Source organism: Haladaptatus pallidirubidus, assembly GCF_020700235.1.
Taxonomy (GTDB): domain Archaea; phylum Halobacteriota; class Halobacteria; order Halobacteriales; family Haladaptataceae; genus Haladaptatus; species Haladaptatus pallidirubidus.
Window position 1 is genome coordinate 334,189 of sequence record NZ_CP085301.1, and the last position, 22,915, is coordinate 357,103.

General features: G+C 60.7%; 22 protein-coding genes. 13 read left to right on the forward strand and 9 right to left on the reverse strand.

The features are described from left to right. The first annotated feature begins 98 nt into the window (after nt 1-98). Entirely contained in the window at nt 99-296 is a 198-nt protein-coding gene (locus LIX15_RS01925) for a hypothetical protein (protein WP_227775827.1), read from the forward strand. Nucleotides 297-427: 131 nt separating this feature from the next. Further along, nucleotides 428-1,384, forward strand: a complete 957-nt coding sequence (locus tag LIX15_RS01930) for a zinc-dependent metalloprotease (protein ID WP_227775828.1) — start codon at nt 428-430, stop codon at nt 1,382-1,384. A 6-nt stretch (nt 1,385-1,390) separates the two neighbouring features. Here the strand turns inward: LIX15_RS01930 and LIX15_RS01935 are convergent, their stop codons facing one another. Both LIX15_RS01935 and LIX15_RS01940 read right to left on the reverse strand, forming a co-directional pair. After that, nucleotides 1,391-1,579 (reverse strand): DUF8527 family protein, encoded by a 189-nt coding sequence (locus tag LIX15_RS01935; protein ID WP_227775829.1) that lies wholly within the window; start codon nt 1,577-1,579, stop codon nt 1,391-1,393. 150 nt (nt 1,580-1,729) lie between these two features. Further along, nucleotides 1,730-2,293: a hypothetical protein gene (locus LIX15_RS01940; protein ID WP_227776951.1), complete on the reverse strand. Its 564-nt coding sequence runs from the start codon at nt 2,291-2,293 to the stop codon at nt 1,730-1,732. Nucleotides 2,294-2,984: 691 nt separating this feature from the next. Here LIX15_RS01940 and LIX15_RS01945 point away from each other — a divergent pair. Continuing rightward, complete coding sequence (locus tag LIX15_RS01945) at nt 2,985-3,506, forward strand: hypothetical protein (RefSeq protein ID WP_227775830.1); 522 nt, start codon at nt 2,985-2,987, stop codon at nt 3,504-3,506. After that, a complete protein-coding gene (locus tag LIX15_RS01950) occupies nt 3,503-4,474 on the forward strand; it encodes a D-2-hydroxyacid dehydrogenase (RefSeq protein ID WP_227775831.1) in 972 nt (323 codons plus the stop codon). Before LIX15_RS01945 ends, LIX15_RS01950 begins: the two co-directional genes overlap by 4 nt. Nucleotides 4,475-4,502: 28 nt before the next feature. Here the strand turns inward: LIX15_RS01950 and LIX15_RS01955 are convergent, their stop codons facing one another. Together LIX15_RS01955 and LIX15_RS01960 are read right to left on the reverse strand one after the other, a co-directional pair. Continuing rightward, entirely contained in the window at nt 4,503-5,366 is an 864-nt protein-coding gene (locus LIX15_RS01955; RefSeq protein ID WP_227775832.1) for a hypothetical protein, read from the reverse strand. Between the two features lie 95 nt (nt 5,367-5,461). Beyond that, the gene (locus tag LIX15_RS01960) at nt 5,462-5,614 is read right to left on the reverse strand and encodes an HVO_A0556 family zinc finger protein (protein WP_227775833.1); all 153 of its coding nucleotides are present in this window, start codon (nt 5,612-5,614) and stop codon (nt 5,462-5,464) included. Nucleotides 5,615-5,701: 87 nt separating this feature from the next. On the opposite strand from LIX15_RS01960, the gene msrB reads away from it, so the two are divergent. The 5 genes from msrB (at nt 5,702) to LIX15_RS01985 (ending at nt 10,549) form a co-directional block, all read left to right on the forward strand. Continuing rightward, entirely contained in the window at nt 5,702-6,103 is a 402-nt protein-coding gene (gene msrB / locus LIX15_RS01965; RefSeq protein ID WP_227775834.1) for a peptide-methionine (R)-S-oxide reductase MsrB, read from the forward strand. Between the two features lie 136 nt (nt 6,104-6,239). Beyond that, a complete protein-coding gene (locus tag LIX15_RS01970) occupies nt 6,240-6,572 on the forward strand; it encodes an SDR family oxidoreductase (protein ID WP_227775835.1) in 333 nt (110 codons plus the stop codon). Nucleotides 6,573-6,650: 78 nt separating this feature from the next. Beyond that, nucleotides 6,651-8,750: a ribosome rescue protein RqcH gene (gene rqcH, locus LIX15_RS01975; protein ID WP_227775836.1), complete on the forward strand. Its 2,100-nt coding sequence runs from the start codon at nt 6,651-6,653 to the stop codon at nt 8,748-8,750. Between the two features lie 104 nt (nt 8,751-8,854). Next, nucleotides 8,855-9,547 carry a DUF4013 domain-containing protein gene (locus LIX15_RS01980; protein ID WP_227775837.1) on the forward strand — a complete coding sequence of 231 codons (693 nt, stop codon included), beginning with the start codon at nt 8,855-8,857 and terminating at the stop codon, nt 9,545-9,547. A gap of 90 nt (nt 9,548-9,637) precedes the next feature. Continuing rightward, a complete protein-coding gene (locus LIX15_RS01985) occupies nt 9,638-10,549 on the forward strand; it encodes a DUF4013 domain-containing protein (RefSeq protein WP_227775838.1) in 912 nt (303 codons plus the stop codon). A 4-nt stretch (nt 10,550-10,553) separates the two neighbouring features. On the opposite strand, the gene LIX15_RS01990 is transcribed toward LIX15_RS01985, so the two are convergent. Next, complete coding sequence (locus tag LIX15_RS01990; RefSeq protein ID WP_345410685.1) at nt 10,554-11,264, reverse strand: DUF4013 domain-containing protein; 711 nt, start codon at nt 11,262-11,264, stop codon at nt 10,554-10,556. Between the two features lie 106 nt (nt 11,265-11,370). On the opposite strand from LIX15_RS01990, the gene LIX15_RS01995 reads away from it, so the two are divergent. Beyond that, nucleotides 11,371-12,456, forward strand: a complete 1,086-nt coding sequence (locus LIX15_RS01995; RefSeq protein WP_227775839.1) for an mRNA surveillance protein pelota — start codon at nt 11,371-11,373, stop codon at nt 12,454-12,456. Here the strand turns inward: LIX15_RS01995 and LIX15_RS02000 are convergent. Further along, nucleotides 12,441-12,680, reverse strand: a complete 240-nt coding sequence (locus LIX15_RS02000; protein ID WP_227775840.1) for a hypothetical protein — start codon at nt 12,678-12,680, stop codon at nt 12,441-12,443. The genes LIX15_RS01995 and LIX15_RS02000 overlap by 16 nt on opposite strands. A gap of 56 nt (nt 12,681-12,736) precedes the next feature. Here LIX15_RS02000 and LIX15_RS02005 point away from each other — a divergent pair, with 56 nt between their 5' ends. Next, a complete protein-coding gene (locus LIX15_RS02005; RefSeq protein WP_227775841.1) occupies nt 12,737-13,354 on the forward strand; it encodes a hypothetical protein in 618 nt (205 codons plus the stop codon). Between the two features lie 45 nt (nt 13,355-13,399). On the opposite strand, the gene LIX15_RS02010 is transcribed toward LIX15_RS02005, so the two are convergent. After that, nucleotides 13,400-14,131 (reverse strand): MBL fold metallo-hydrolase, encoded by a 732-nt coding sequence (locus LIX15_RS02010; RefSeq protein ID WP_227775842.1) that lies wholly within the window; start codon nt 14,129-14,131, stop codon nt 13,400-13,402. 213 nt (nt 14,132-14,344) lie between these two features. Between LIX15_RS02010 and LIX15_RS02015 the strand changes: the two genes are divergently transcribed. Next, the gene (locus LIX15_RS02015) at nt 14,345-17,167 is read left to right on the forward strand and encodes an ATP-dependent helicase (RefSeq protein WP_227775843.1); all 2,823 of its coding nucleotides are present in this window, start codon (nt 14,345-14,347) and stop codon (nt 17,165-17,167) included. A 107-nt stretch (nt 17,168-17,274) separates the two neighbouring features. Further along, entirely contained in the window at nt 17,275-18,879 is a 1,605-nt protein-coding gene (locus tag LIX15_RS02020; RefSeq protein ID WP_227775844.1) for an SLC13 family permease, read from the forward strand. Between the two features lie 33 nt (nt 18,880-18,912). On the opposite strand, the gene LIX15_RS02025 is transcribed toward LIX15_RS02020, so the two are convergent. Next, a complete protein-coding gene (locus LIX15_RS02025; RefSeq protein WP_227775845.1) occupies nt 18,913-20,133 on the reverse strand; it encodes a lactate racemase domain-containing protein in 1,221 nt (406 codons plus the stop codon). A 33-nt stretch (nt 20,134-20,166) separates the two neighbouring features. After that, nucleotides 20,167-22,815, reverse strand: a complete 2,649-nt coding sequence (locus LIX15_RS02030) for an AAA domain-containing protein (RefSeq protein ID WP_227775846.1) — start codon at nt 22,813-22,815, stop codon at nt 20,167-20,169. Between the last annotated feature and the right edge of the window lie 100 nt (nt 22,816-22,915).

Sequence of the window (22,915 nt, forward strand, 5' to 3'; positions counted from 1 at the left end):
GGACGGTGTCTCTTCAACCTCCTGAACATCGGCGAATGTTGTAACAATATGGATATTTATCCCGAACCGATAAGGCCGAGATTACCGAATGGGTGTGCATGGGGGTTTTCGAACTGCACCTACACGAACCGAATTTCACGCTCAACGCGGGCGAAAAAGGGTCGAAACCGAATCTCGACTGGGGCCAAACCGACGGCGAGGAGGAACGACCGCCGATTGCGGAGAAGCTCGGGCCGGTGTTCGTTCTGCTCGCCGTCATCGTTCTCGCGGTTCTCCGCAATCGCCGCCGAGAGTAGGACGAACGATCCGGAGCAATCGAAATACGCGCAGACGAACGGAAAACCAACACGGACGGGGTAAATCAGGAGGGAAAAACGAAACCAGTGTAGACAGAAGGATTTTGTCCGCGCGAACCCAACGTGACCGCGTGAATCTCTATCGTAGCGTGCGTGCCGTCACCGGCGCGTCCGGAAACGGCCCGATCGACTGGGCTGCGGTCGCCGAGGCGGCGAAGTCTGCGACGGAACCGGGGTCTATCGAACTCTCCGCCGAAGAGCGGACGGGGTACGCGACCGACGTTCGTGACGCCCGCGCTCGCGTCCGAGAGGCGTCCGGCGTCTCGTTCGACGTGCCGGACACCGTCGAAATTCAGAACCGTCACCACTGGATAGACGCGAACATCACCACGTTCAAGCGCGTGATGGAACCCATCGAGGAACACGGGCAAACGGTGCTTCCCGGCGTCTCCCGCGTCGTCAACACGGGAACGATGTCGTTCATGCTCGCCCTCCTCGGTAACAACGTCCTCGGTCAGTACGACCCGCTCTTGCTCGCGGACGGCAAGGGGGACGACCACGCTCTCTACTTCGTCCATCCGAACATCAAGCGAATCGCCGGAAAGTTGGACGTGGATTTCGACCGGTTCCGGCGCTGGATAGCCTTCCACGAAGTGACCCACGCCGCGGAATTCGGCGCGGCTCCGTGGCTCTCAGGCCACCTCGAATCGCGGATGGAATCCGGCATCGAAGCGTTGGCCCACGGCCAAGTAGACCGCGAGGCGTTCCGCGAACTCGACGCCGTGATGACCTCCGTCGAGGGGTACGCCGAACTCCTCATGGACGAGGCATTCGACGACGAGTACGAAGATCTGCGGCGGAAGATCGAGGCCCGTCGGAAAGGGATGAACCCCCTCTCGAAACTCGTCCGGCGGATGCTCGGACTCGGCATGAAACGCAGACAGTACGAGCGCGGTAAGGAGTTCTTCGAGTACGTGGTCAGCGTCGAGGGCGTCGAAACCGCGACCCGAGTGTGGGACGGTCCGGAGAACCTCCCCAGCGACGACGAACTCGACCACCCCGAACAGTGGCTTGCGCGAATCAAGTAGTAGAACTCACCGCATAATCCACGACAGATACCACGTCAACAGCGCACCGAGAAGGAGGCCACTCAGGGTTGCAACGATCATGCCGACTGTGTTTGCGCCGCTCTGAAATGCGATGAGTCCGCCGGACGCGCCGACCAACAGGACGATTGCGATTTTCAGGCGAACCATCGCCGACGACCGGTCTTCGGAACTCATCGGCGCGACCATTATCGCACCCGAGTTTCGTGCGTTGTTGCCGCTCTCTTTCGAACCGTCGCTTGCGCGCCGCCATCGCGTGCCGGGTGTACTGCCCCCATGAAAACAGGCGCGGTTGGGAGGTTCTTAAACCCCGACGGGATGCGATTCCTACTGAAAACCTCTGCCCACTTCGTCCTCGTCGATGAGGTCGTCTAGTTCCGCGGTCAACAGTTCCTCGCTCTCCTCGAATGTCTCGGAGAGGTCGTCAACCGATTCGGGGCGGTCGTAGCCGTCGAAATCCATCGGCCCGAACGCAGGACTCTCGATGACTCCCATCACGTCATCGAATAGATCTGCCCCGGACGTTGGGGCGTCGGCGTGCGCCTTCAACACCTCGCCGAGGTGCTTCGCGCGCGCTTCGGCCTCCGCTTCGTCCGGCGGTTTCTCTTCGGGGTTCCGAACCGCGAATCGCCCCTCGCGGGAATCTTTTTCCGGAAGATAACTTCCGATTTCGTCGTCCAACTTTCGGGCGACCCGCGCGCCGACCCCGCGAACCTCGTAGGGATTTTTCGCGTAGGTTTTCAGATGGTACAGTCCCGCCTTCCGATGGCCGAGATACAAATCCTCGCCGACGCCGCCCGCTCTCCGTCCCCCGGCAGCCCGCCATCCGTCCGGGTCAACGTCGCGGTCGATAACGTCTTGTAGGATTTCCTGCCACTCTCGAACCCGCATGGATACACCGTGACACGCCGAGGAGATTAACGTGTCGCTTCCGCGGGATAGTTCGTCGCGATGGGTGAGAGGGTCTTGACTCATTTCTGTGAGATACCATCGGGACAGTCACAACGAAGGATACGTTTTGGGTGGGACTCCGCTAGGTAATCACGACTCCAAAATAACCGCACCGCAGGCCACACACCTCCCCAACCGATTCCGTCGCGCCTCTCGGCGCTCGGTCATCCCTCCCGCACTATCAGCACAGCCCTTCGGAGGTGACTCGCGGCTCCGCCGCTCGCATCGCGGTTTCGCAGAAACCGCGTTTTTCATCAGACCTGTGCCAGCGCGCGCCACCGTGATTGATTGGGTTCTCGAATCGTCGTAAATCACCCTGGCGCGTGCTGGCGAGGCTTCTCAAACGTACAGTTTTCGAAGGCTCGCCAAAGCCGCGCGAGGTCTTCCTGAACGAAGTGAAGGAATGGCTCGTCAGAGCTTGTCTCTGACGGTGGACGACTGAAACGAGCGCCAGCGAGTTGAAGGCGTGTGGGCGGGTGCGAGGCGGCGGCGGTATTTGTTGTCGTGAATTGCTAAGCGCGCCAAAAATACAAAAACTGGTCACGGGAAACATACTTGAAGGTTCGGAAAGCCACCTTCAAAATATCAGTTCTGTAGAAGATTGATAACGAACTCCATCGCACACTGAAACATGACCGACGACCTCGCCGACCTCGGATTCCGAGACACGAATCATCCGACGGCCAGACTGCTTTCTGCAGTCAAACGCCCGATGGTCGGCGTCCTCGGAATCTGTACCGTTATCGGCGTCGTCGCGCTCCCGAATCCACTTCCGGAACTCCCGGTCGCGCTCTACGCCCTCCTTGGCATCGCCGAGGGGACTGGACTGGCAGTCGCGGCGGAAAATCTGGTTGCGCGCCCGACCACACCATTTCGGTTTCGCCGCGCAGTACAGACGGTCGGAATGGTCGCCGGGGCCGTCCTGACGTTCGTGGCCGCAATGGCGGTTTTGGGCGTTCACCTGACTCCGCGATTGGACACTATTGGGTGGCTTTTGCGTCTCGGTTCCGGCGTCGCTGGCCCTCATCGATTATCTGAAAGACAGGGTTCGGACGGAGTTGCAGCCCTGATTTTCCGACGGATGTTTCTCCCGGACTTACACTTACCGCGACAGCCACTTCTATTTCCTCCCGGAAGAAATCGGAGGACATGACCGACGCAGAAAACGACTCGCCTACGGTTCTCGTCCTCCGGCGAGGAACCCACGGGATGCCCGTCTTCGACTACGTCGCCGAACTCCGGGAACGACTGCCGAACCACGAGATCCTACACGCTCGAACGCCCGACGAGGAGCGCGAGTTCATCGCCGACGCCGAAATCGTGGCGGGGATGTCCATCGACGAGGAACTGCTCGACCACGCCGAAAACTTGCACCTGTTCGCCTGTGCCTACGCCGGGACGGGCCACCTCCCGCTTTCCGCGCTCGAATCGAAGGGAGTGGCGGTGACCAACGCCTCAGGCGTTCACGGCCCGAACATCGGCGAGCACGTTCTCGGCGCGATGCTGACGTTCGCCCGCGATTTCCTCCGCGCGGGACGCCAACAGTCGCGCAGGGAGTGGCGGCACTTTCAGGCGGACGAATTACGGGGGAGCACCGTGACCGTCGTCGGATTGGGTGCAATCGGAAGCGCCGTCGTCGAACGATTGGCAGGCTTCGGCGTCGAAACCATCGGCGTCCGCTACTCGCCAGAAAAGGGCGGTCCGACGGACGAGGTTCTGGGATTCGACGATTTGCACGACGCGCTTTCCCGAACCGACTACCTCGTGCTGGCCTGCCCGTTAACCGACGAGACGGAAGGATTGCTCGGCATCGCGGAGTTCGATACGCTCCCACCGAGTTCCGTGCTGGTGAACGTCGCCCGCGGAAAAGTAGTCGAAACCGACGCGCTCCTCTCTGCGATTCGCGGCAATCAAATTCGCGGTGCGGCGCTGGACGTAACCGACCCCGAACCGTTGCCGGAAGATCATCCGCTATGGAACTTCGAGAACGTCCTCATCACGCCTCACATGGCGGGTCACACGCCCGAATATTTCGCCCGACTCGCGGACATCCTCGCCGAAAACGTTCGGCACGTGAACGAAACCGGAGAATACGAGGGACTGCGGAATCAGGTTCGGTAGCGGATTCCGCGGTGCCGCGGAATCCGCCTCAGGTTCGGTAGTCGTAAGCGAGGTACAGAAACATGAACCCGAACACGCCGACCATCGATGCGAGCAGAAGCGAAACCACAACGTCCTGACCCGCGGAGCGCCCCACAACGACGATTCCTGCGGCAATGCCGACGAGTAGCAGGCCGAACGCCACGAGCGTCGCCTGCACGGTTCGATTCACTTCGGTCGGTTGACTTGTAGGTTCGTGAGCAATTCCATCTTCGATAACCCGTTCGACTGCCGGTGCCACCGACACGGGAACCGAGAGCCAATGCGTGTTGTTGAGGCGTTGTGCCTCGGAGGACAGTCGAAAAACGGTCATTCCAGCGAATTTGAACCGGCGGAACCCGTCGTAGTCGTCGAACGCGAGTTCGCGGGCCGGACGGAGGTCGGAATCGTCGATTCTGATGACGCGCCGAACCGGGTCTAACTCGCCTGACGATTCGAAGGTACCTACGATGACGAACATCGCTCCGTAGAGAACCGGAAATAGCAGTAGTAGCCACGGAGCGACCAGCACTGTGGCGATGAGAGCCACTGCACTGACGACTGATGCGACGACCAGGGGGAGCGGTCGAAGATGCTCGTCAAATCCTAAAAATCCCGGTCGCTGGTTCGAATCGGCGACCAGCGGAAGCAGGTAGAGCAGGGAAAGCGGCCCGCCGACCAACCCGAGGAGGAGGGCAAGTGCGAGAATCTCGAACTGGCCCGAAAGTATCGTCGTCACACCGACGAACGCGATTCCGAGAAGTACGATGAGCGTCACACCGCCGAAAACTCCGTAGGCCCCGTGCAGAGAGATGAGCGCGAGATGACTGTCCGACGGGTCGAGCGACCATCGAATCGTTTCGTTGGAGGACACGTTTCACACACTGTGTGTCCACATCATATACATTCGGTCGAAAATCGGAGGGCGGTCGGATAGCGGTTCGGTCGGGGAAAGAGCAGTCGGCGCGACTACCAGAGCTGTGCGGTGGGCGTCTCGCAGGTATCGCAGACGACCGCGTCGTTTCCTTTGTAGGTGCCTCGCTCCAGTTGGCCGTCGGGACACCACTGACACTCCTCTCCTTCGAGGCGTCTGATAACGCTCGGTGGGGTCGTCAAACTCATCTTGTTCGCACGTTTCGTCGCTCCCGCTATGAATTTGCTGGCCCACCTTGCAGGGAGTTTATCCTTCGTGGCGCACTAGGAAGGAACATGAGCGAACAGCAATCCAATCTCCCCGAAACCGAGGACGAATGGCGCGAACGCCTCTCCGACGAGGAGTACCACGTCCTGCGCCAGCAGGGCACCGAGCGCCCGGGAACCGGCAAACATCTCGATAGAAAGGACGACGGAACCTACGTTTGCGCTGGCTGCGGCGCGGAGCTGTTCGATTCGGATACGAAGTACGATTCGCACTGCGGTTGGCCGAGTTTCTACGACGTGCCCGAGGGGAACGTCGAGACGCGGGAGGACAGAAGTCACGGAATGGTTCGAACCGAAGTCGTCTGCGCGAACTGCGGTGGCCACCTCGGCCACGTCTTCGATGACGGCCCGGAACCGACCGGCCAACGTTACTGCATCAACAGCGCGGCGATGGATTTCGACGAAGAGTAGTTAGGTAGTACGCCCTCGATGACGCGTCTCCAAACGGGAACGCAGAGGAGTATCTTTTGGACGGTATCGCTCGGCCGATATTCCGTAGAACATTCATCAATAGAATGACGACAACGACAACCATCTGAACGGCACTATGAGTTCCGCCGAGAACGGGCAGGTCGTCGTGATAACCGGCGCGAATGAGGGAATCGGCTATCACGTGGCAACCGCGCTACTCGATCGCGGCTACCGAGTCGCAAGTTTGGATGTCGATGGAACAAACGTCCAGTCACTTCAGGAAACGCACCCCAATCGAGTGCAGTTCTATCGTTGCGATGTAACGGTGGATGGGGATGTCCGAACCGCGGTTGACGAAATTCTCGACCGATGGGGACGGATCGACATCCTCGTCAATAACGCCGCGATATTCAATTTTGCCCCTTCGAAAACCACACCCTTGCCGACACGAAGCGCGAGTTCGAGGTAAACTACTTCGGGTACGTTCGGACGATTCGACCCGCCTGCCGAACGACACGCCTTTCCTCCCGCCCGAGAAAACCCGAATATGGACAGAAAGCGAGAGCTTTCGAGCATCGACCTCGCCGCCGTCGTCCGCGAACTCGCGAGTTACGAGGGCGCGAAGGTCGATAAAGCGTACCTCTACGGTGACGACCTCCTGCGCCTCAAGATGCGGGATTTCGACCGGGGACGCCTCGAACTACTCATCGAAGTGGGCGAAACCAAACGCGCTCACACCGCCGCGCCGGAACACGTTCCCGCCGCGCCGGGCAGACCGCCGAACTTCGCCAAGATGTTGCGAAATCGGCTCTCCGGAGCCGATTTCGCGGGCGTCGAACAGTTCGAGTTCGACCGCATCCTCCAGTTCGAATTTCGGCGCGAGGATAGCGACACGACCATCGTCGCGGAACTGTTCGGACAAGGCAACATCGCCGTGCTGGACGAGAACTACGAAGTCGTGGACAGCCTCGATACAGTTCGGCTCAAATCTCGAACCGTCGCCCCCGGGTCGCAGTACGAGTTCCCCAACTCGCGGGTGAACCCGCTCGAAATAGAGTACGAGGAGTTCGAATACCGGATGAACGATTCGGACACCGACGTGGTTCGGACGCTGGCGACCCAACTCAACTTCGGCGGACTGTACGCGGAAGAGGTCTGTACCCGCGCGAACGTCGAGAAAGCGATGGACATCGCGGACGCCGATGAGGAGGAATACGAACGACTGTACGCCGCCATCGAGCGTCTGAAGGAGCCGCTGGTGACTGGAGATTTCGATCCTCGTGTTTACTACGAGGACGACACCCGAGTTGACGTGACGCCGTTCCCCCTCGAAGAGTACGAGGAGCGAGACGTGGAAGCGTTCGACTCGTTCAACGCTGCGCTGGACGACTACTTCACGAACCTCGATTTGAGCGACGACGACAGCGGAGGAGCGAACTCCCACGAACTACAGAAGCCGGATTTCCAAGGCCAAATCGAGAAACAACAGCGCATCATCGACCAACAGCAGGGTGCAATCGAAGGCTTCGAACGGCAGGCGGAGGTGGAACGAGAGAAGGCCGAACTGCTGTACGGCAACTACGGGTTCGTGGACGAAATCCTCTCGACGGTGCAAAATGCCCGTGCGGAAGACGCTCCGTGGGCGGACATCGAAGCCAGATTCGAGGAAGGTGCGGAGCGCGGCATCGAAGCGGCGGAAGCCGTGCGGGGAATCGACGAAAGCGAGGGAACCGTCACCGTCGAAATCGACGATACGGAAATCACGCTGTTTCCGGAAGACGGCGTTGAGAAGAACGCGGATCGCCTGTATCAGGAGGCGAAGCGGATCGAGGAGAAGAAGGCGGGTGCGCAGGCCGCAATCGAAGACACCCGCGAAGAGTTGGAAGCCGTGAAGAAACGGAAAGAAGAGTGGGAAGACGAACCGAACGAGGAGCGAAGCGACGACGAACCGAAGGACATCGACTGGCTGTCGCGGGCGTCAATCCCGATTCGGAACCAAGAGCAGTGGTACGAGCGATTCCGCTGGTTCCGAACCTCCGATGGGTTCCTCGTCATCGGCGGGCGAAACGCCGACCAGAACGAGGAACTCGTCAAAAAATATATGGACAGAAACGACCTGTTCTTCCACTCACAGGCCCACGGCGGCCCGATTACCATCCTCAAAACGTCCGACCCGAGCGAACCCTCGAAGGACGTGGACGTGCCCGACCGAAGCAAGGAGGAGGCCGCCCAGTTCGCGGTGTCCTACTCGTCGGTGTGGAAGGACGGACGCTTTTCGGGAGACGCCTACATGGTGTCGCCAGAACAAGTGTCGAAGACGCCCGAAAGCGGCGAATATCTGGAGAAAGGTGCGTTCGCTATCCGCGGCGACAGAACCTATTTCGACGACACGCCGGTCGGCGTCGCGGTCGGTATCACCGTCGAACCGAACACCCGCGTCATCGGCGGTCCACCGTCGGCCATCGAATCGCAGGCCGAAACCCACATCGAGGTAGAACCAGGGCAGTACGCCCAGAACGACGCCGCAAAGCGGCTGTACCGCGAATTCCGTGAGCGATTCAAAGATACCTCGTTCGTGCGAAAAGTGGCGAGCCCCGACCTGATTCAGGAGTTCCTGCCCGCTGGGGGCAGTCGGATGGTGGACTGACACGTCCGCTTTTCGCGAAGAAGGGTTAAGCGCTTGGCGAGCGTCTACATCGTAGAGTTCACGGGGGTTGCGCGTCGCGCAGACCCGCACTCAGGGGATAAACCATGTTCAACGACAGCATCAACTACCTGAAAGACAGTGACGACGCCGCGAAAACCGTGCTCATCGGCGGACTACTCGCCATTTTCGGCTTCCTCATCATCCCGGCGCTCATCGTGGAAGGATACGTAATTCGCGTCCTGCGCCGCGGGTCGGCGGGTGACACTGAAGCACCGGTGTTCAGCGATTGGGGAACGCTCACGGTCGACGGCCTGAAAGCCGCCATCATCACGCTCGTCTACTTCCTCGTGCCGGCAATACTCGCCGCAGTGTTCGTTGGCGGAGGAGCCGCGCTCGCAAACGACGCGCCATTTATCGGCGGAGTGGTGGCCCTGTTCGGCGGCCTGCTGACCCTGATTGCGACGCTCGCGGTTTGGTACGTGGTGCCAGCCGCGCTCGTCCGATTCGCGGAGAACGGTGCGATGGGGTCGGGATTCGACTACGAATCCCTCGCGCCAATCGTCCGCGACCGGGAGTACGCGACAGGTTGGCTCCTCGCGCTCGGCGTCATCGTCGTCGCCGGTGTCATCGTGAGCGTCGTCGCTGTCGTTCCGCTGGTCGGCTGGTTAGTGGCGGTGTTCCTCGGCTTCTACGCGCAGGTGACCGCGGCGTACATCTACGCCCGTTCGTATGCGGAAGCGACCGACCACCAGCTGCGAGAGGGGCCGGAAGTGGACGACGGCAGACCTGCGGTCTGAGCTTTCTGCTTTTGACCGCGCGTAGCGACAATTGTGTTCGAAACGACTAATTAACTGCCGAAGATTGTTTCGAGCGAGAGATGAGCTGTCGTGATAGCTGACGCGCTTCGATACCCGATTTCCGGTGACCGTTCACGGAAAACGGTCGCCATCGGGATGCTGTTGAGCGCGCTCGGCGTGTTCGTGATTCCGATGGTGTTGGTGGGCGGCTACATCGGTCGAGTACTCGATTCGAGTTCGCGCGGCGAGTCCGGTCCGTCGTTCGAAAACTGGGACGAACTGTTTGTTAACGGCTTGCTCTTCGGTCTCGATCTCGTTTGTTATGCCGCCGTCGTCGTTTCATTTCTCGGCGCAGTCGGCCTGCTCTCGCTCGTTCTCGACGAAACCGGTTTCGGCGGAGCGGTCGTCGTCGTTCTGTCTTTCGGTTTTCTCCTCGTCTTCGTTTTGCTGGTGTGGTTTTTCGCTCCCGCCCTGCTGACGAACTTCGTGCGCGAAAGACGATTGCGTTCCGCGTTCGACCGGAAAACGATTCGGGCGGTTTCGTTCGATACGCGATATCTGCGCCGTTGGTTCGTCGGATGCTGTTTCGTCGGCACGGGGACGGTCGTCTACTCCCTTCTCGGCGGAACCATCGTGACGGGTGTTCTCCTCGGCGAGTACGGCAATTCGGCAGTTGTGAGCGGCGTTCAAAGCATCGGTCACTTCGTCGGTGCTGGCGTCAACTTCTACTGTCAGGTGGCCGCCGCCTACTGCTTCGGCCGCGGCTACGCGATGGCGACCGGCCGATTGACGGCGGACGAACGGCACCGACCCATCCGAATCGAATCGGAGAAGCGACGGAACGGAGAGCGACGGAAAGCGAACCGACGAATGGACGAGGGAGAAAAAGACGAAGGAAAAATCGTCGCGGGCGGCATCGACGAGCGGCCCGAATGGGGTGCCGAAGCCGCGGCGTGGCGAGAACAGCGTAGACGCTCCCGACGTTCGAAAAACGACGAATAGGGAATCAGATGTCTCGGTCTACGAACGTCGCGTTGGTTTCCGGCGGGTGACTCGGCCGATTTTGCGTGGTTTCGCCGAACGCCAGACCGAACATGTAGCATCCCGCGAGGTAAACCCAGAACACGACGAACGGGAAGAACAAGTAGCCGAGGCCGAACGTGACGATGGAGACGATGGTAAGCAGGATGCTGACCGCCATGAAGATGAAGAGCGAAAACAGCGCACTGACGAAGTATTTCTTGCTCGTTACGACGGGTTTGAGCGTCCCGAAGTCGAACGCCGAGCCCATCTTCCCCGTTCGCCCGAGGTTCGTGTAGGCCGCGGGGATAATGTACATGAGCGGCAGTGAGAGCAGCAATCCGGTCAGCACGCCAACGGTTCCGACGATACCCAAACCACTCGTGTCGGTGCTACTCGCGCCGCTGAGTGCGACGATGAGCGACACGAACATGATGAGCGTCGGAACGATGGTGTAGGCGATGTTGACGACGAACGATTTCAGGCCCAGCACGAGCAGATTCCCCCAGTCCTCGAACGCCGGAAGATCTTCTTCGCCGCGCGAAACGGCGGTCAGCGTCTCGATGACGTAGCCCAGCGCGATAAGTCCGGGGATGATGAAAAAGAGAGAAGCAGTAAGACGCCCCCGATGAGCAGTCGTACGAAGCCGTTTTCCCCTCTCGTCGGATATGATAATGCGTCTTCTAACATACTGGATGTGATATCATTTTCAGCGCATTTAAGGCCGTCCGATATCTTTCGGAACGCGCGACCGAACGCTCCGAATAGCAGGGCACTTATCGCCGGAAACCACAGTTCCAGCCATGCAGATACACGACCGAACGTCCCTCGACGGGAATCGCGAGCGAATCATGCTCGTCCCCGAGAGTTTGGACGACCTCTGGCATCTCACCTATCTCCTCGAACCGGGTGACAGCGTCGCGGGCGACACGACCCGGCGAATCCAGCGCGCGGACGACCAGATGCGCGATACGGGCGGTGAGCGAGAGCACATGCACATCACGCTCGACGTGGAGGACGTGGAGTTCCACCGCTTCGCCAACCGCGTCCGCGTCGGCGGCGTCATCACCGACTGCTCACGGGAAGACCAGCTAGGCTTACATCACACGCTCAACATCGAAGAGCGCGATAAGATTTCCATCGAGAAGGAGTGGAAACGCGACCAGTTGGACAGACTCGACGACGCCGTCGAAGCGACCGAAAATCCGGACGTCGCCATCGCAACCGTCGAGGAAGGTCAAGCTCACATTCACACCGTCGCGCAGTACGGTGCCGACGAATACACCTCGTTCACCGGAACGACCGGCAAGGGCGAGTACGCGGGCGGTCGAGCTGAACTGTTCGACCAGTTGGGGTCGGCGCTGACCCACCTCGACGTGGATGCCATCATCCTCGCCGGGCCGGGGTTCACGAAGCAGGACGCCTACGACCACATCGCCGAGAACTATCCCGATTTGACCGACCTCATCACGCAGGTCGACGTGAGTGCGGTCGGCGACAGGGGCGTCCACGAAGTTCTGAAACGCGGCGCCGTCGCGGACGTACAGGAGGAAACGCGAATCGGCGAAGAGGCGGAACTCATCGACGAACTCACGAAGCGAATCGCGGAAGGGGCGAAAGCCTCCTACGGCATCGAACAGGTGGCCAAAGCCGCCGACTTCGGTGCGGTCGAACACCTGCTCGTGCTGGACGAACGCCTGCGCAAGGAACGGGGTGCGCTCGGCGAGGACGAAGCGGGCGGCGAGTGGGCCATCGACGTAAACGAGGTCATCACGGACGTGGAACGAAAAGGCGGCGACGTGACGGTCTTTTCCCACGAGTTCGCGCCGGGGGAGCAGTTGTCGAACCTCGGCGGAATCGCGGCGCTGCTCCGCTATCGATTGGAGTAATCCCGCCGGTACACGTACAGTACGAGTCCCGCGAGACCGAGAAAGCCGACGGCGATTCCTCGCACAATCGGACGATTTTGTTCGCGGCGAGCCGAATCCCAGTAAACGTAGTAGCCGACAGTCGGCCAGAAAACCAGCAGATAGAGGGCGATTCGGACGGCCGCGCCGTTTCCGGCGGTCAGGGTTTGGGCGTCCATTCGTGACAGTACACCCGACAGCGTCATACCGTTTCTCCATCGGCAGGAACGTTTAACCGAAATCCGAACCAAATTTCGGCTCGATGTGGCTGTATCTGGTGGGGAGGTTGGCCATCGTGGCGGTGTACTATCTCGTCAGGATCGTTCCGATCGTTGGTCTCAAGCTCTCCGACCGGTACGAACACGAACTGTTCGGCCCGCTGGTCGACGACCTCTCGGTCGCCGACGTTCGCGCGGTGCGAAATGGAAAAGCCGTGCGCTCCGAAGAATCCGGCCATTCCGGCGACTCCGACGAATCCGGAGACTCCGTCGGTGTCGAACTCCGGTTCGACAACGACAGCACGCTCGACGCGCGCATCATCGGCGGAACGATTCGATTTGGTCACACCGAGGACGGCGAAACCGCCTGTAACCTCGTCTGGACGGACGATTTCGACTCACCTCCAAAAAATATCGAAGCGTCCAAAATCGAGTCGGAGGGTTCCGGAACCCTCCGACTCGAACACCGTTTCGACGGCGACGACCTCTATTTGGACGGCGAACTTCGTTTGCGACGAATCGCCACGGTTCGCGGACGGGAACTGCCGTTAGGAGTCACCAGTTTTACCCTGCCAGAGGAGTCGATTCGCGTCGAGGAAGGGAGCGCGGAGAAGTCGGACACAGACGAAGCAGAGCCACCGCGACAAAGCGCCGTCGAGTAGCGCCGTCGAGCGATAGACGGTGGGCGATGGAGAGAGAAACCGCGATTAGATTTCGACCGAAAACAGGTCTTCCGCGAATCGCACGTCGCCGTCGTAGTTCTCCGTAACCGAGGACACCATGGCCTCGTGCTTGCCGTCCGTGTGCGGGTACAGGTGCGTGAGATAAACCCGACCGATGTCCGCGCCGGAGAGCGCCTCGCCGAGTTGCGTCGGCGTCGGATGGTTCGCCACGTCGACTTCGTCGGGGAACGAGCAGTCGTGAACGAGGACGGAGCAGCCATCCGCGAAGGTTGCGAGTCCCGAAAACGCCTCGCTGTCACCGCTAAAAGCGAAATCGTCACCGAACCGGTAGGCGAGGCAGGGCATCGAATGGCGCGTTTCGAAGCCTTCCACGTCGAATCCCGCGACCGAAAACTCCTGTGCGCCGACTTCGCGAATTTGGAGTTCGACCCGTCCGTCGAGATAGTCGTGAACCGAGAGAAGTCCGTCGAGCAGGGCTTTCGTCCCTTTCGGTCCGACGACTTCGAGGTGTTCTTCTCCCGCAAGCCAGCGGGCTTTGAGGAGGGGAAGCAGATCGGAGATGTGATCTAAATGATGGTGGGTCAGCAGAACGGTGGAAATGTTTTCGTAGCCGATTCCCGACTGCTGGAGGCGGTGGAGAACGCCACTGCCACAGTCCACGAGGAGGCGATTTCCGTCCTCTTCGACGACGAGGCCGGTTTGGAACCGCTCGCCGGTCGGCATCGCGCTTCCCGTGCCGAGGAATGTGACTCGCATGTGTGGAGTCCCGTTCGGAAGGGTGAAAAAGGTTCAGCCGTGCCGGAGGGTAACGCTGGACGTAGATTCGGAATTACGTTCGCCGACGAAGGTTTATGAACGATGACGGAACCACTCCTGATTGACAGGTAGCCGTCACGTTTCGAACGCGCCGGTTTCACTTTCACTCCGCTGGCATAACCCTCTTTGTCGCCCGCTCCCAATCCGAAACAAATGGACGGGAGAACGCTGTTGGCCCGCGAGGGGGTGAAATTCGACCCGGAATCGGTCGAACTCGCGGACGAGGAGGTGTTGGCCCTTCTCGAACCGGCGGTCAAGGAGTGGTGGGTCGAGACGTTCGGCGAGTTCGTTCCCGAGAACGGCGGGTTTTTCACGCCGCCACAGCGGGAGGCGATTCCGCTCATTCACGGGCGGGAAAACGCCCTCATCGCTTCCCCGACGGGGAGCGGGAAAACGCTCGCTTCCTTCACCGCGATTTTGAACGAACTGTTCCGCCGGGAACGCGAATCCGGACTCGAAAACTCGGTGTACTGCCTCTACGTCTCGCCGCTGAAATCGCTGGCGAACGACATTCACAGAAATCTCGACATTCCGCTATCGGGTATCCGTGAGAAGATGGCGAGCGGAAACTCGGTGGAAGAAAGCGAAGAATCGTCGGCGACTGCCGACGATTCTCCCGAGTCGAACGACAGCGACGCTCCCGATTCCATCCCGGCCGGGAGCGAGGTTCGCCACGCGATTCGACACGGAGATACAGATTCGTCTGCGCGACAGAAGATGCTAAAAGAGACGCCGCACATCCTCAACACGACGCCGGAAACCCTCGCCATCCTGCTCAACTCGCCGAAATTCAAGGAGAAACTCAGAACAGTCGAGTACATCGTTGTGGACGAAATCCACAGCCTCGCGGACGGAAAGCGAGGGACACACCTGTCGATCAGTCTGGAACGGCTCGAAAACCTCGCACACGACTCGCCGACGAGAATCGGCTGTTCCGCGACCGTCGAACCCCTGTCGGACATCGCGGAGTTTCTGGTCGGGAGAAAATCCCCCGGCGGGGGAAGCCGGGAGTACGAACTCGTAGACACGCGGTTCGTTCGCGAGTTCGACCTCGAACTCCACTGTCCGACCGACGACCTCATTCACGCGTCCCGCGAGACGGTGCAAGACCGGTTTTACCACCAACTACACGACCTCGTCCAAGACCACACGAACACGCTGGTGTTTACCAACACGCGCTCCGGGGCGGAGCGCGTGTTACAGAACCTCCGCGACAAGTTCGAGGGCTACGACGAGGACAGTTCGGGGTGTCACCACGGCAGTCTCTCGAAGGAGGCGCGCCAGCGAATTGAGGAGCGACTGAAAGAAGGCGAGTTGGACGTGGTGACGACCTCCACGAGCCTCGAACTCGGCATCGATATGCCCCACGTCGATTTGGTGGTGCAGGTCGGGTCGCCGAAAAGCGTCGCGTCCCTCCTCCAGCGTGTCGGACGCGCGGGTCACCAACTCGGACAGACGGTCACGGGCCGGGTCATCGCCCTCGACAGGGACGAACTGGTGGAATGTGCGGTCATGCTGAAAAAGGCGGAAGAGGGGTTCGTAGACCGCGTTTTCGTCCCCGAGCAGGCCCAGGACGTGGCGGCACAGCACGTCTACGGGATGGCCATAAACGAGGTTCGACCGGAGGTGGACATCAAGGCGACCCTTCGACGCGCTTACCCCTACCGGAACTACGGCGACGAGGAGTGGGAATCCCTTCTGCGTTATCTGACCGCGGACTACGACGGGTTGGAGGACAAAAACGTCTACGCGAAGGTGTGGCGCGACGACAACGACCCGCCGGACGGCGAGTACCACTACCCGGAGTTTCCGGTCGGCGAAACGCTGATGGGAAAACGCGGCCGCCTCGCTCGCGTCATCTACATGACCAACATCGGAACGATTCCCGATTCGTTTTCCTGCGACGTGGTCACCCGGGCCGACAACGAATGGGTCGGCGACTTGGACGAAAACTACCTCGACACGCTCGAAAAGGGCGACGTGTTCGTCCTCGGCGGCCAGCACTTCGAATATCGCTACCGGCGCGGATCGAAGGTGTACGCAGATCGCACGAATGCCCGTCCGACGGTTCCCTCGTGGTTCTCTGAACGACTGCCGCTTTCCTACGACCTCGGGCGGGAAATCGCGGCGTTTCAGGGCGAACTCCTTTCGCGGCTTTCCGACCGCGGCAAACCGGCGGTTCGGGTGTGGCTTCGGAGGCTCCCACTGGACGAAAACAGCGTCCGCGCAATCGCTCGGATGTTCGACGAGCAGGTTCGGTACGCTGGCCCCGAAAGCATCAGCACCGCAGACCGCCTCGCGGTCGAAATCGAGATGGACAGAGACGAGTACAAACGCCACTACTACGTCCACTCGAACTACGGGAGACGGTTCAACGACGGTCTCTCCCGCGTCGTCGCCTACCGTTGTGCACAATCAGCCAACACGAACGTCACAGTGGCGGTTGCAGACAACGGGTTTACCGTCTCCATGCCGCTGAACCGAAAAGTGGACGTTCCGGCAATCCTCCGCGATATTTCACCGGACGAACTGCGCGACGATTTGCAGTCTGCGCTCTCCGGCACCGACCTGCTCCAGCGCTATTTCCGTATCAACGCGACGCGGTCGCTGATGATTCTCAAACGCTACAAGGGGTACGAAAAATCCGCCAGCGAGCAACAGGTGTCGAGCGAGATGCTGCTCGGATTCGCCGACGAGTTGGACGAGTTCGCCGTCATGGAGGAAACCTATCGGGAAATCATCGAGGATAAACTCGCGCTTTCGGCCGTCGAAGAAATCCTCGGGATGATACAGTCCGGCGATATCGAAGTCGTCCAACACCGGGTGGACTCCCCGACGCCGCGAGCGTTCGGCCTCGCAACCCTGATGGCGAGCGACGTGGTTCTCGCGGATGACGAAAGCGCGGTCTTACAGGAGTTTCACGAGCGCGTGCTCGCGGAAATCGAAGACGAGGAAGCGATTGCCGAAACGAAGTGACGAAAGAATCGGCTTAGTCGGAGATAACGCCAAATATATCGGTTATAAATTATATTCCAAACGGCCGAAAGAATAATCTGGACGCATTCAATTGGATGTGGTTACCTATGACAGGGCAGTCGAATCCCCGCCGCCGACTCCTTCTCTTCGTCATCGCACTGCTTGGAACCGCACTCATCGCCGGCGCTCCGGGTCCGGCAGGCCTCTCGACTCGGGGGCAGTTCGCGCTCGCGACGATGTTCTTCGCGGGACTGCTGTGGGTCACGGGAGCGTTCCCGTTGGCCGTGACGGCGCTTTCGATACCCATCCTCCTCACCGTCTTCGGCGTCTACGCCGATTTGGACGAGGCGCTTGTCGGCTTCGCAGATCACCTCATTTTCCTGTTTATCGCCGGATTCATGCTGGCGAACGCGCTCCAAAAGTACGACATCGACCGCCGTATCGCGCTGTGGATGATGTCGGTGATGGGGTCGTCACCGCGCAGGCTCATCCTCGCCGTCATGCTGGCGACGGCGTTCCTCTCGATGTGGGTGTCGAACACGGCGACGGCCGCGATGATGACGCCCATCGCGCTCGGCGTCCTCTCGCAAGTCCTCGGGCGTGAGAACGTCGAAGTAGCGAGCGAGAGTCCCACCGGAACCGATACCACCGCCACCGACGGGGGAATCGCGGCAGCGAACGAGTTCTCGAACATTCAGGTGTCGATGCTCCTCGGAACCGCGTACGCCGCCAGCGTCGGCGGCGTTGGCACGCTCATCGGAACGCCGCCAAACGCGGTTCTCGCGTCCCAATTGAACGAAATCCTCGGCTACGAAATCGGATTCGCACAGTGGTTGATTATCGGCGTTCCGATAGTGGTCATCACGCTTCCCGTCATCTGGTACGTACTCACGTACGTCCTCTATCCACCGCAGGTGGAGGACGTGAGCGGCGCGCGGAATCAGGCGCGCCGGTATCTCGCCGAAGAAGGAGAATTGAGTCCCCGCGGGAAGCGCGTCGCGGTTATCTTTACCGCGACGGCATTCCTCTGGGTCGTCGGCGGATTGGGCGATTTCCTCGGACCGTACCTGCCATCGACGTGGGCAGTTACGCTCTTCGGCGGAGAAGGAACGAGCGTCTTCGGGGTCGACGGCCATCAGGGTATCCTCTACTACGTCGTCGTCGGTCTGCTGGCCATCCCGTCACTCGTGTTGGCGGATACGATGGAGTGGGACGACCTCGTCGATATCGATTGGGGTACCATCCTCCTGTTCGGTGGCGGTATCGCGCTGGCGGACGCGTTGGCGACCACCGGGGCGACGGAGTGGATCGCCGACTCGGTCTTTACGTCACTCACGGGTTCCCCCATCGTACTCGTGGTCGCTGCGGTAGTTCTCCTCGTCATCTTCCTCACCGAAATGACCTCGAACACCGCAACCGCGACCATCATCATTCCGATTCTCATCAGTATCGGGAGCGTCTTCGCGGCCACGCTCGGTCTCACCGACGCGGCCGCGGCCGTCTTCCTCTCCGTCTCGGGTGCCATCGCGGCGAGTTTCGCGTTCGCGCTACCGGTGGCCACGCCGCCGAACGCCATCGTCTTCGGGAGTGGCTATCTGAAACAGAGCCAGATGATGCGCGCTGGCGTGATTCTGAACCTGCTAATGACGGCTATCCTCACCGGACTCATCTGGTTGCTCTTCCGGTTCGTCTGGCCGCACGTGCTCTGGTAACGGAATCGGGATCGCCGTTCAATCGTTCTCGGGTTATATCAGGAGCGTTTCCAGCGCGTTCGGCACGACGAGTACGTCGCTTCCGGGTTCGACGGCGGCGCCCACCGATTCGCGGGCATTCAACAGACAGTCTTCGACGACTTCCGGGTGTTCGCTTCCCGTCACAAACACGTCGTGGTCGCGCAGGGCGCGCGCCACGACGAACGCCCGTTGTGCGCCCGGTTCGTACCCCGAACGCAGTTCGTCGTACAAACTGGCGGGGTCGCTGGCGTCGGCGAGTCGGCCGTAAAATCGCTTCTCCCCGCGGCCCTCGCCCGCTCCCTCCGAGAGTTCTGCGGGAACGACGACGCGCCCGCCGGAACGCAGTGGATTCCGGTCACCGAGAATGACGTAGGTGGCGGCGCGCGAGGCTTGATAGAGGTTCGTCGCTTTCGCGTCCGGAACCCCCGCAACGACCGCATCGAATTTCCGCTCGATCCGAACCGACAGCACCTCCTTCGCGGTTTCCGCCAGGTCGGCAACCACGTCGCGGTGGTGTCCTGCACTAGCGCCGAGAACCCCGTCCGGTCCGTGCGTGACGTTCAAACAGAAATCGAGACCGATGGCGTCGCCCGCTTCGTCGAGCGTTTCGCGGAAGGGGTTGTCCGCGGTTCGTCCGAGTCGGACGCCGTCGCGCGCGAGCATCTCCGGCCCGTGCGTGTATCGTATGAGCGATTCGCCGCCCGCGCCGATCGCCACCGTCTTTGCCCCGCCGGAAAATCCCGCGTACTGGTGCGGTTCTACCATCCCCGTCGAAAACACTCGGTCGGCATCCGCAACCGTCGGATTCAGTTCGATCGGAATCTCGGATTCGCCCGCCGTCACGCGTCCGACTTCGACCGCGGAATCGGCGTCGTGATTCTCGGCGAGGTCGGCGCGTTCACCGAGGGCGTCCGCGATTTCCTCGTCGGTCATCGGGCGGTGGAGGCCGAGGCCGATGACGACCGTGATTTGATTTCGGGGTACACCTACGTCGGCGAGTTCCGAGAGGAGCACGTCCAACAGAATATCGTCCGGCGTTGCGCGAGTAACGTCCGTAACGACGATTGCGACCGTTTCGTTCGGCGAGACGAGTTCGGGGATGCGTGGCCCGTGCGGACTTTCGACCGCTCGCTCGGCGGCCTCGCGCGGGTCAACGACGACTCCGCCGGGGGGTTCGAGGAATGTCACGTCGCAGTCGGGAAGCAAGAGATTCGACAGGTTCGATTCGTCCATGCGCCGAGATACGAATCCGGGGCACGAAAACGTTCACGTCGCCCACTCTACCATTCGGTCGTACAGCGGGGAAGAACGCAGTGCGGTTTCGTCGCCAACGAGGACGAGGGATTTTTTGGCTCGGGTGAGCGCGACGTTCACTCGGCGGTAGTCGTCGAAAATCGGACTGTCCAAATCGCCCGTGGCGACAAACGAAACGATGATGACCTCCTTGCTCGACCCCTGAAACCTGTCCACCGTATCGACCGCGACCGAGTCCGGAACCCGACGCGAGATTTCCGCAACCTGCGCTCGAAAGGGAGCGATGACACCGATGTCCTCGCGTTCGACGCCCGCATCCGCGAACCGGGAAACGAGTTCCTTGACCCGTTCTGCCTCCTCCGGATTCGTGTTGCCGACCGCCTTCCCGCCTGAATCGACGAAGGTCACCCAGCCGTCGAGTTCCGCCGGAAGTGTTTCCGCGCTGATTCCGGAAAGGTCGGCGAGTCGCTGGCCAGCGACCTCGCCGTTCGCGGGGCGAAGCACCCCGTCGTAGAACTCCCGCGACGAGAACGCCTGAATCTGCTGGGCCATCCGGTACTGACGTTCGAGCATGACGGAGGCGTCCGGATACTGTTCTACCAATCGTTCGAACAGCGATTCGGAAAGGTCGTTTTCCGCCCTAACGACCGGCGGCAGTTGATGGTGGTCGCCGACGAGGACGAACCGTTCCGCGAGATTGATGGCCGCGAGGGTGGCCGGTTCGGTCAGCTGCGAAGCTTCGTCCACGAGCGCAACGTCGAAGACCTGTTCGCGCATGATACGCGAGCCGCAGGTTGCGGTCGTCGCTGCGACGACGCTGGCCTGTTTGAGTTCTGCGGCGCGCGTTCCGGGGTCGCCGCCGTACTCTAACCGGATGTCCTGCATATCCTCGCGGACGCCAGTTTCGGTGCCGACGCGAATCACGTCGTCAAAGCCCTGTTCGCGCAACGCCTCCAGCGCGTTGTCCACCGCGCGATTCGTGAAGGCCGAAAGCAGGACTCGATTGCCGTCCTCGACCAGCGCCCGAATCGTTCGCGCGATGGTGTAGGTTTTCCCGGTTCCCGGCGGTCCGTGGATGAGCGCGCAGTCCTCGGCATTCACCGCAAGGTTGACCGCCGCGTTCTGCGATTCGTTGTTCGGGATGTACGACTCGTTCCTCTCCGCAAACTCGGGTTCCTGCTCCCCGAACAGGATGGCTTTCCTCCGGGGGTCGCCCTTCAGCAGACAGTCGTGCAGCGCGGTGAGCATCCTGTCCGCGGACAGTTCCGAGGGGTAGACGTCGAGTCGGCGCAGTTCGACCGGTTCATCAGTCGTGACGACGATTTCCGTTCCGAGACGCTTCACGCGGGCCAGTTCGCCGTGACCGTCAACCGGATGTCCGTCGCTGGCCAACACCACGTCTCCTTCCCGAATCTTCGACACCGCGTCGCCCGTCTTCTTCGCGCGGAGTTCCCAGCGTCCGCCCTCTATCTGGGTCTGTCCCGCGGGTTCCAAGTCGATGAGCGCGCGGTCGTCGTCCGCGCGCTCTCTCGCGGTCTGCTTCCAGAGTTTGGCGTACTCCGCGTGGGTCGCCCGGCGTTCCTCCTCGATTTCGCGGTACTTTCTGTCGAAATACTCGCGTTCGTGTTCCGGAATCGGCGTGCCGATTTGCCCGGCTTTCGACTCCTGACCGAGACGTCCGGAGACGACCATGCAGGTGTCCTTCTCGAAGCAGTACTGACATTTCGCGTTCGCCTCGTAGCCCGTCGGAACGTCCATCTCGAACTCCATCGCGGCGATTTCGTTCCGGGTTCGAACGACGAATTCGAGCAATCCATTCGCGATGGAGAACTCTTTCGCGGGCGAGAGGTCGCCCGATTCCTCGGTTCTGTCCAAGGCCGAATTTTTCGTGTACAGCAGAGTTCCGGTGTCGGCCGGAACGCCGCGCTCCTGGAGGAGGAGGGCGTAGCAGGCCGCCTGAATCTTGTCCTGAAACCGCGGGTCGCGGTTCGTGTTCTTTCCGGTTTTCAGCTCGACCGGCATTCCGCGCCGCAATGCGTCACACCGTCCCTTGATACCGAATCGCTCGCTGATGAGCGTGTACTCGCTTCGCCAGTCGTCCGTGTCGTCCAGCACGCCCTGTTCCAACCATCCTTCGATTGCGCGGGCGTTCTGGCGTACTTCTCCCGCGACCTCATCGGTTTCGCGTCCGAGCAGGCCGAGTTCCAAGCCCGCCTCCTCGACGCGTTCGTCGATGGAATCGTCCAACTCGCGCCCCCGAAGCAGGTCGCCGAACACCTCGTGGACGATGGTTCCCTTGATGACGGGGAAGTTCAGCGGGATTCCCGACAGTTTGTTCAAGTAGTACATCCGGGGGCACTGCACCCACGAGCGAACGTCGGTCACGTTCACCAGAAAGCCGGGCTCGACCACGACGTAGGATTCCTTGCTCGTCGCGTACGTCGTCTCCCCGTCGTACTCGGACTCCTCCGCGTCCGTCACCAGCAGTTCCATTCCCTCGCGGAGGAGTTCCGCGCTCTCCGTCCATTTGCCCCACAGCGTCACCGTTTTCGGCGCGTCGTCGTTCGGTTTTACGACCACCTCGGCGAGTTTTCGCTCGCCGTACCGGGTGGTCACGGTTCGTACCTCGCCCGGGTCGGCGACAGTCCCCCGTATATTCACGAGGTTTTGTACTGCCTCTCGCCGAAAAATTCTATCGATTGTTGCGACAGGGGTTTCAGGTTGGGTTTGATGGAATGGTGCTGCTAGTTGTTCGTCTCCG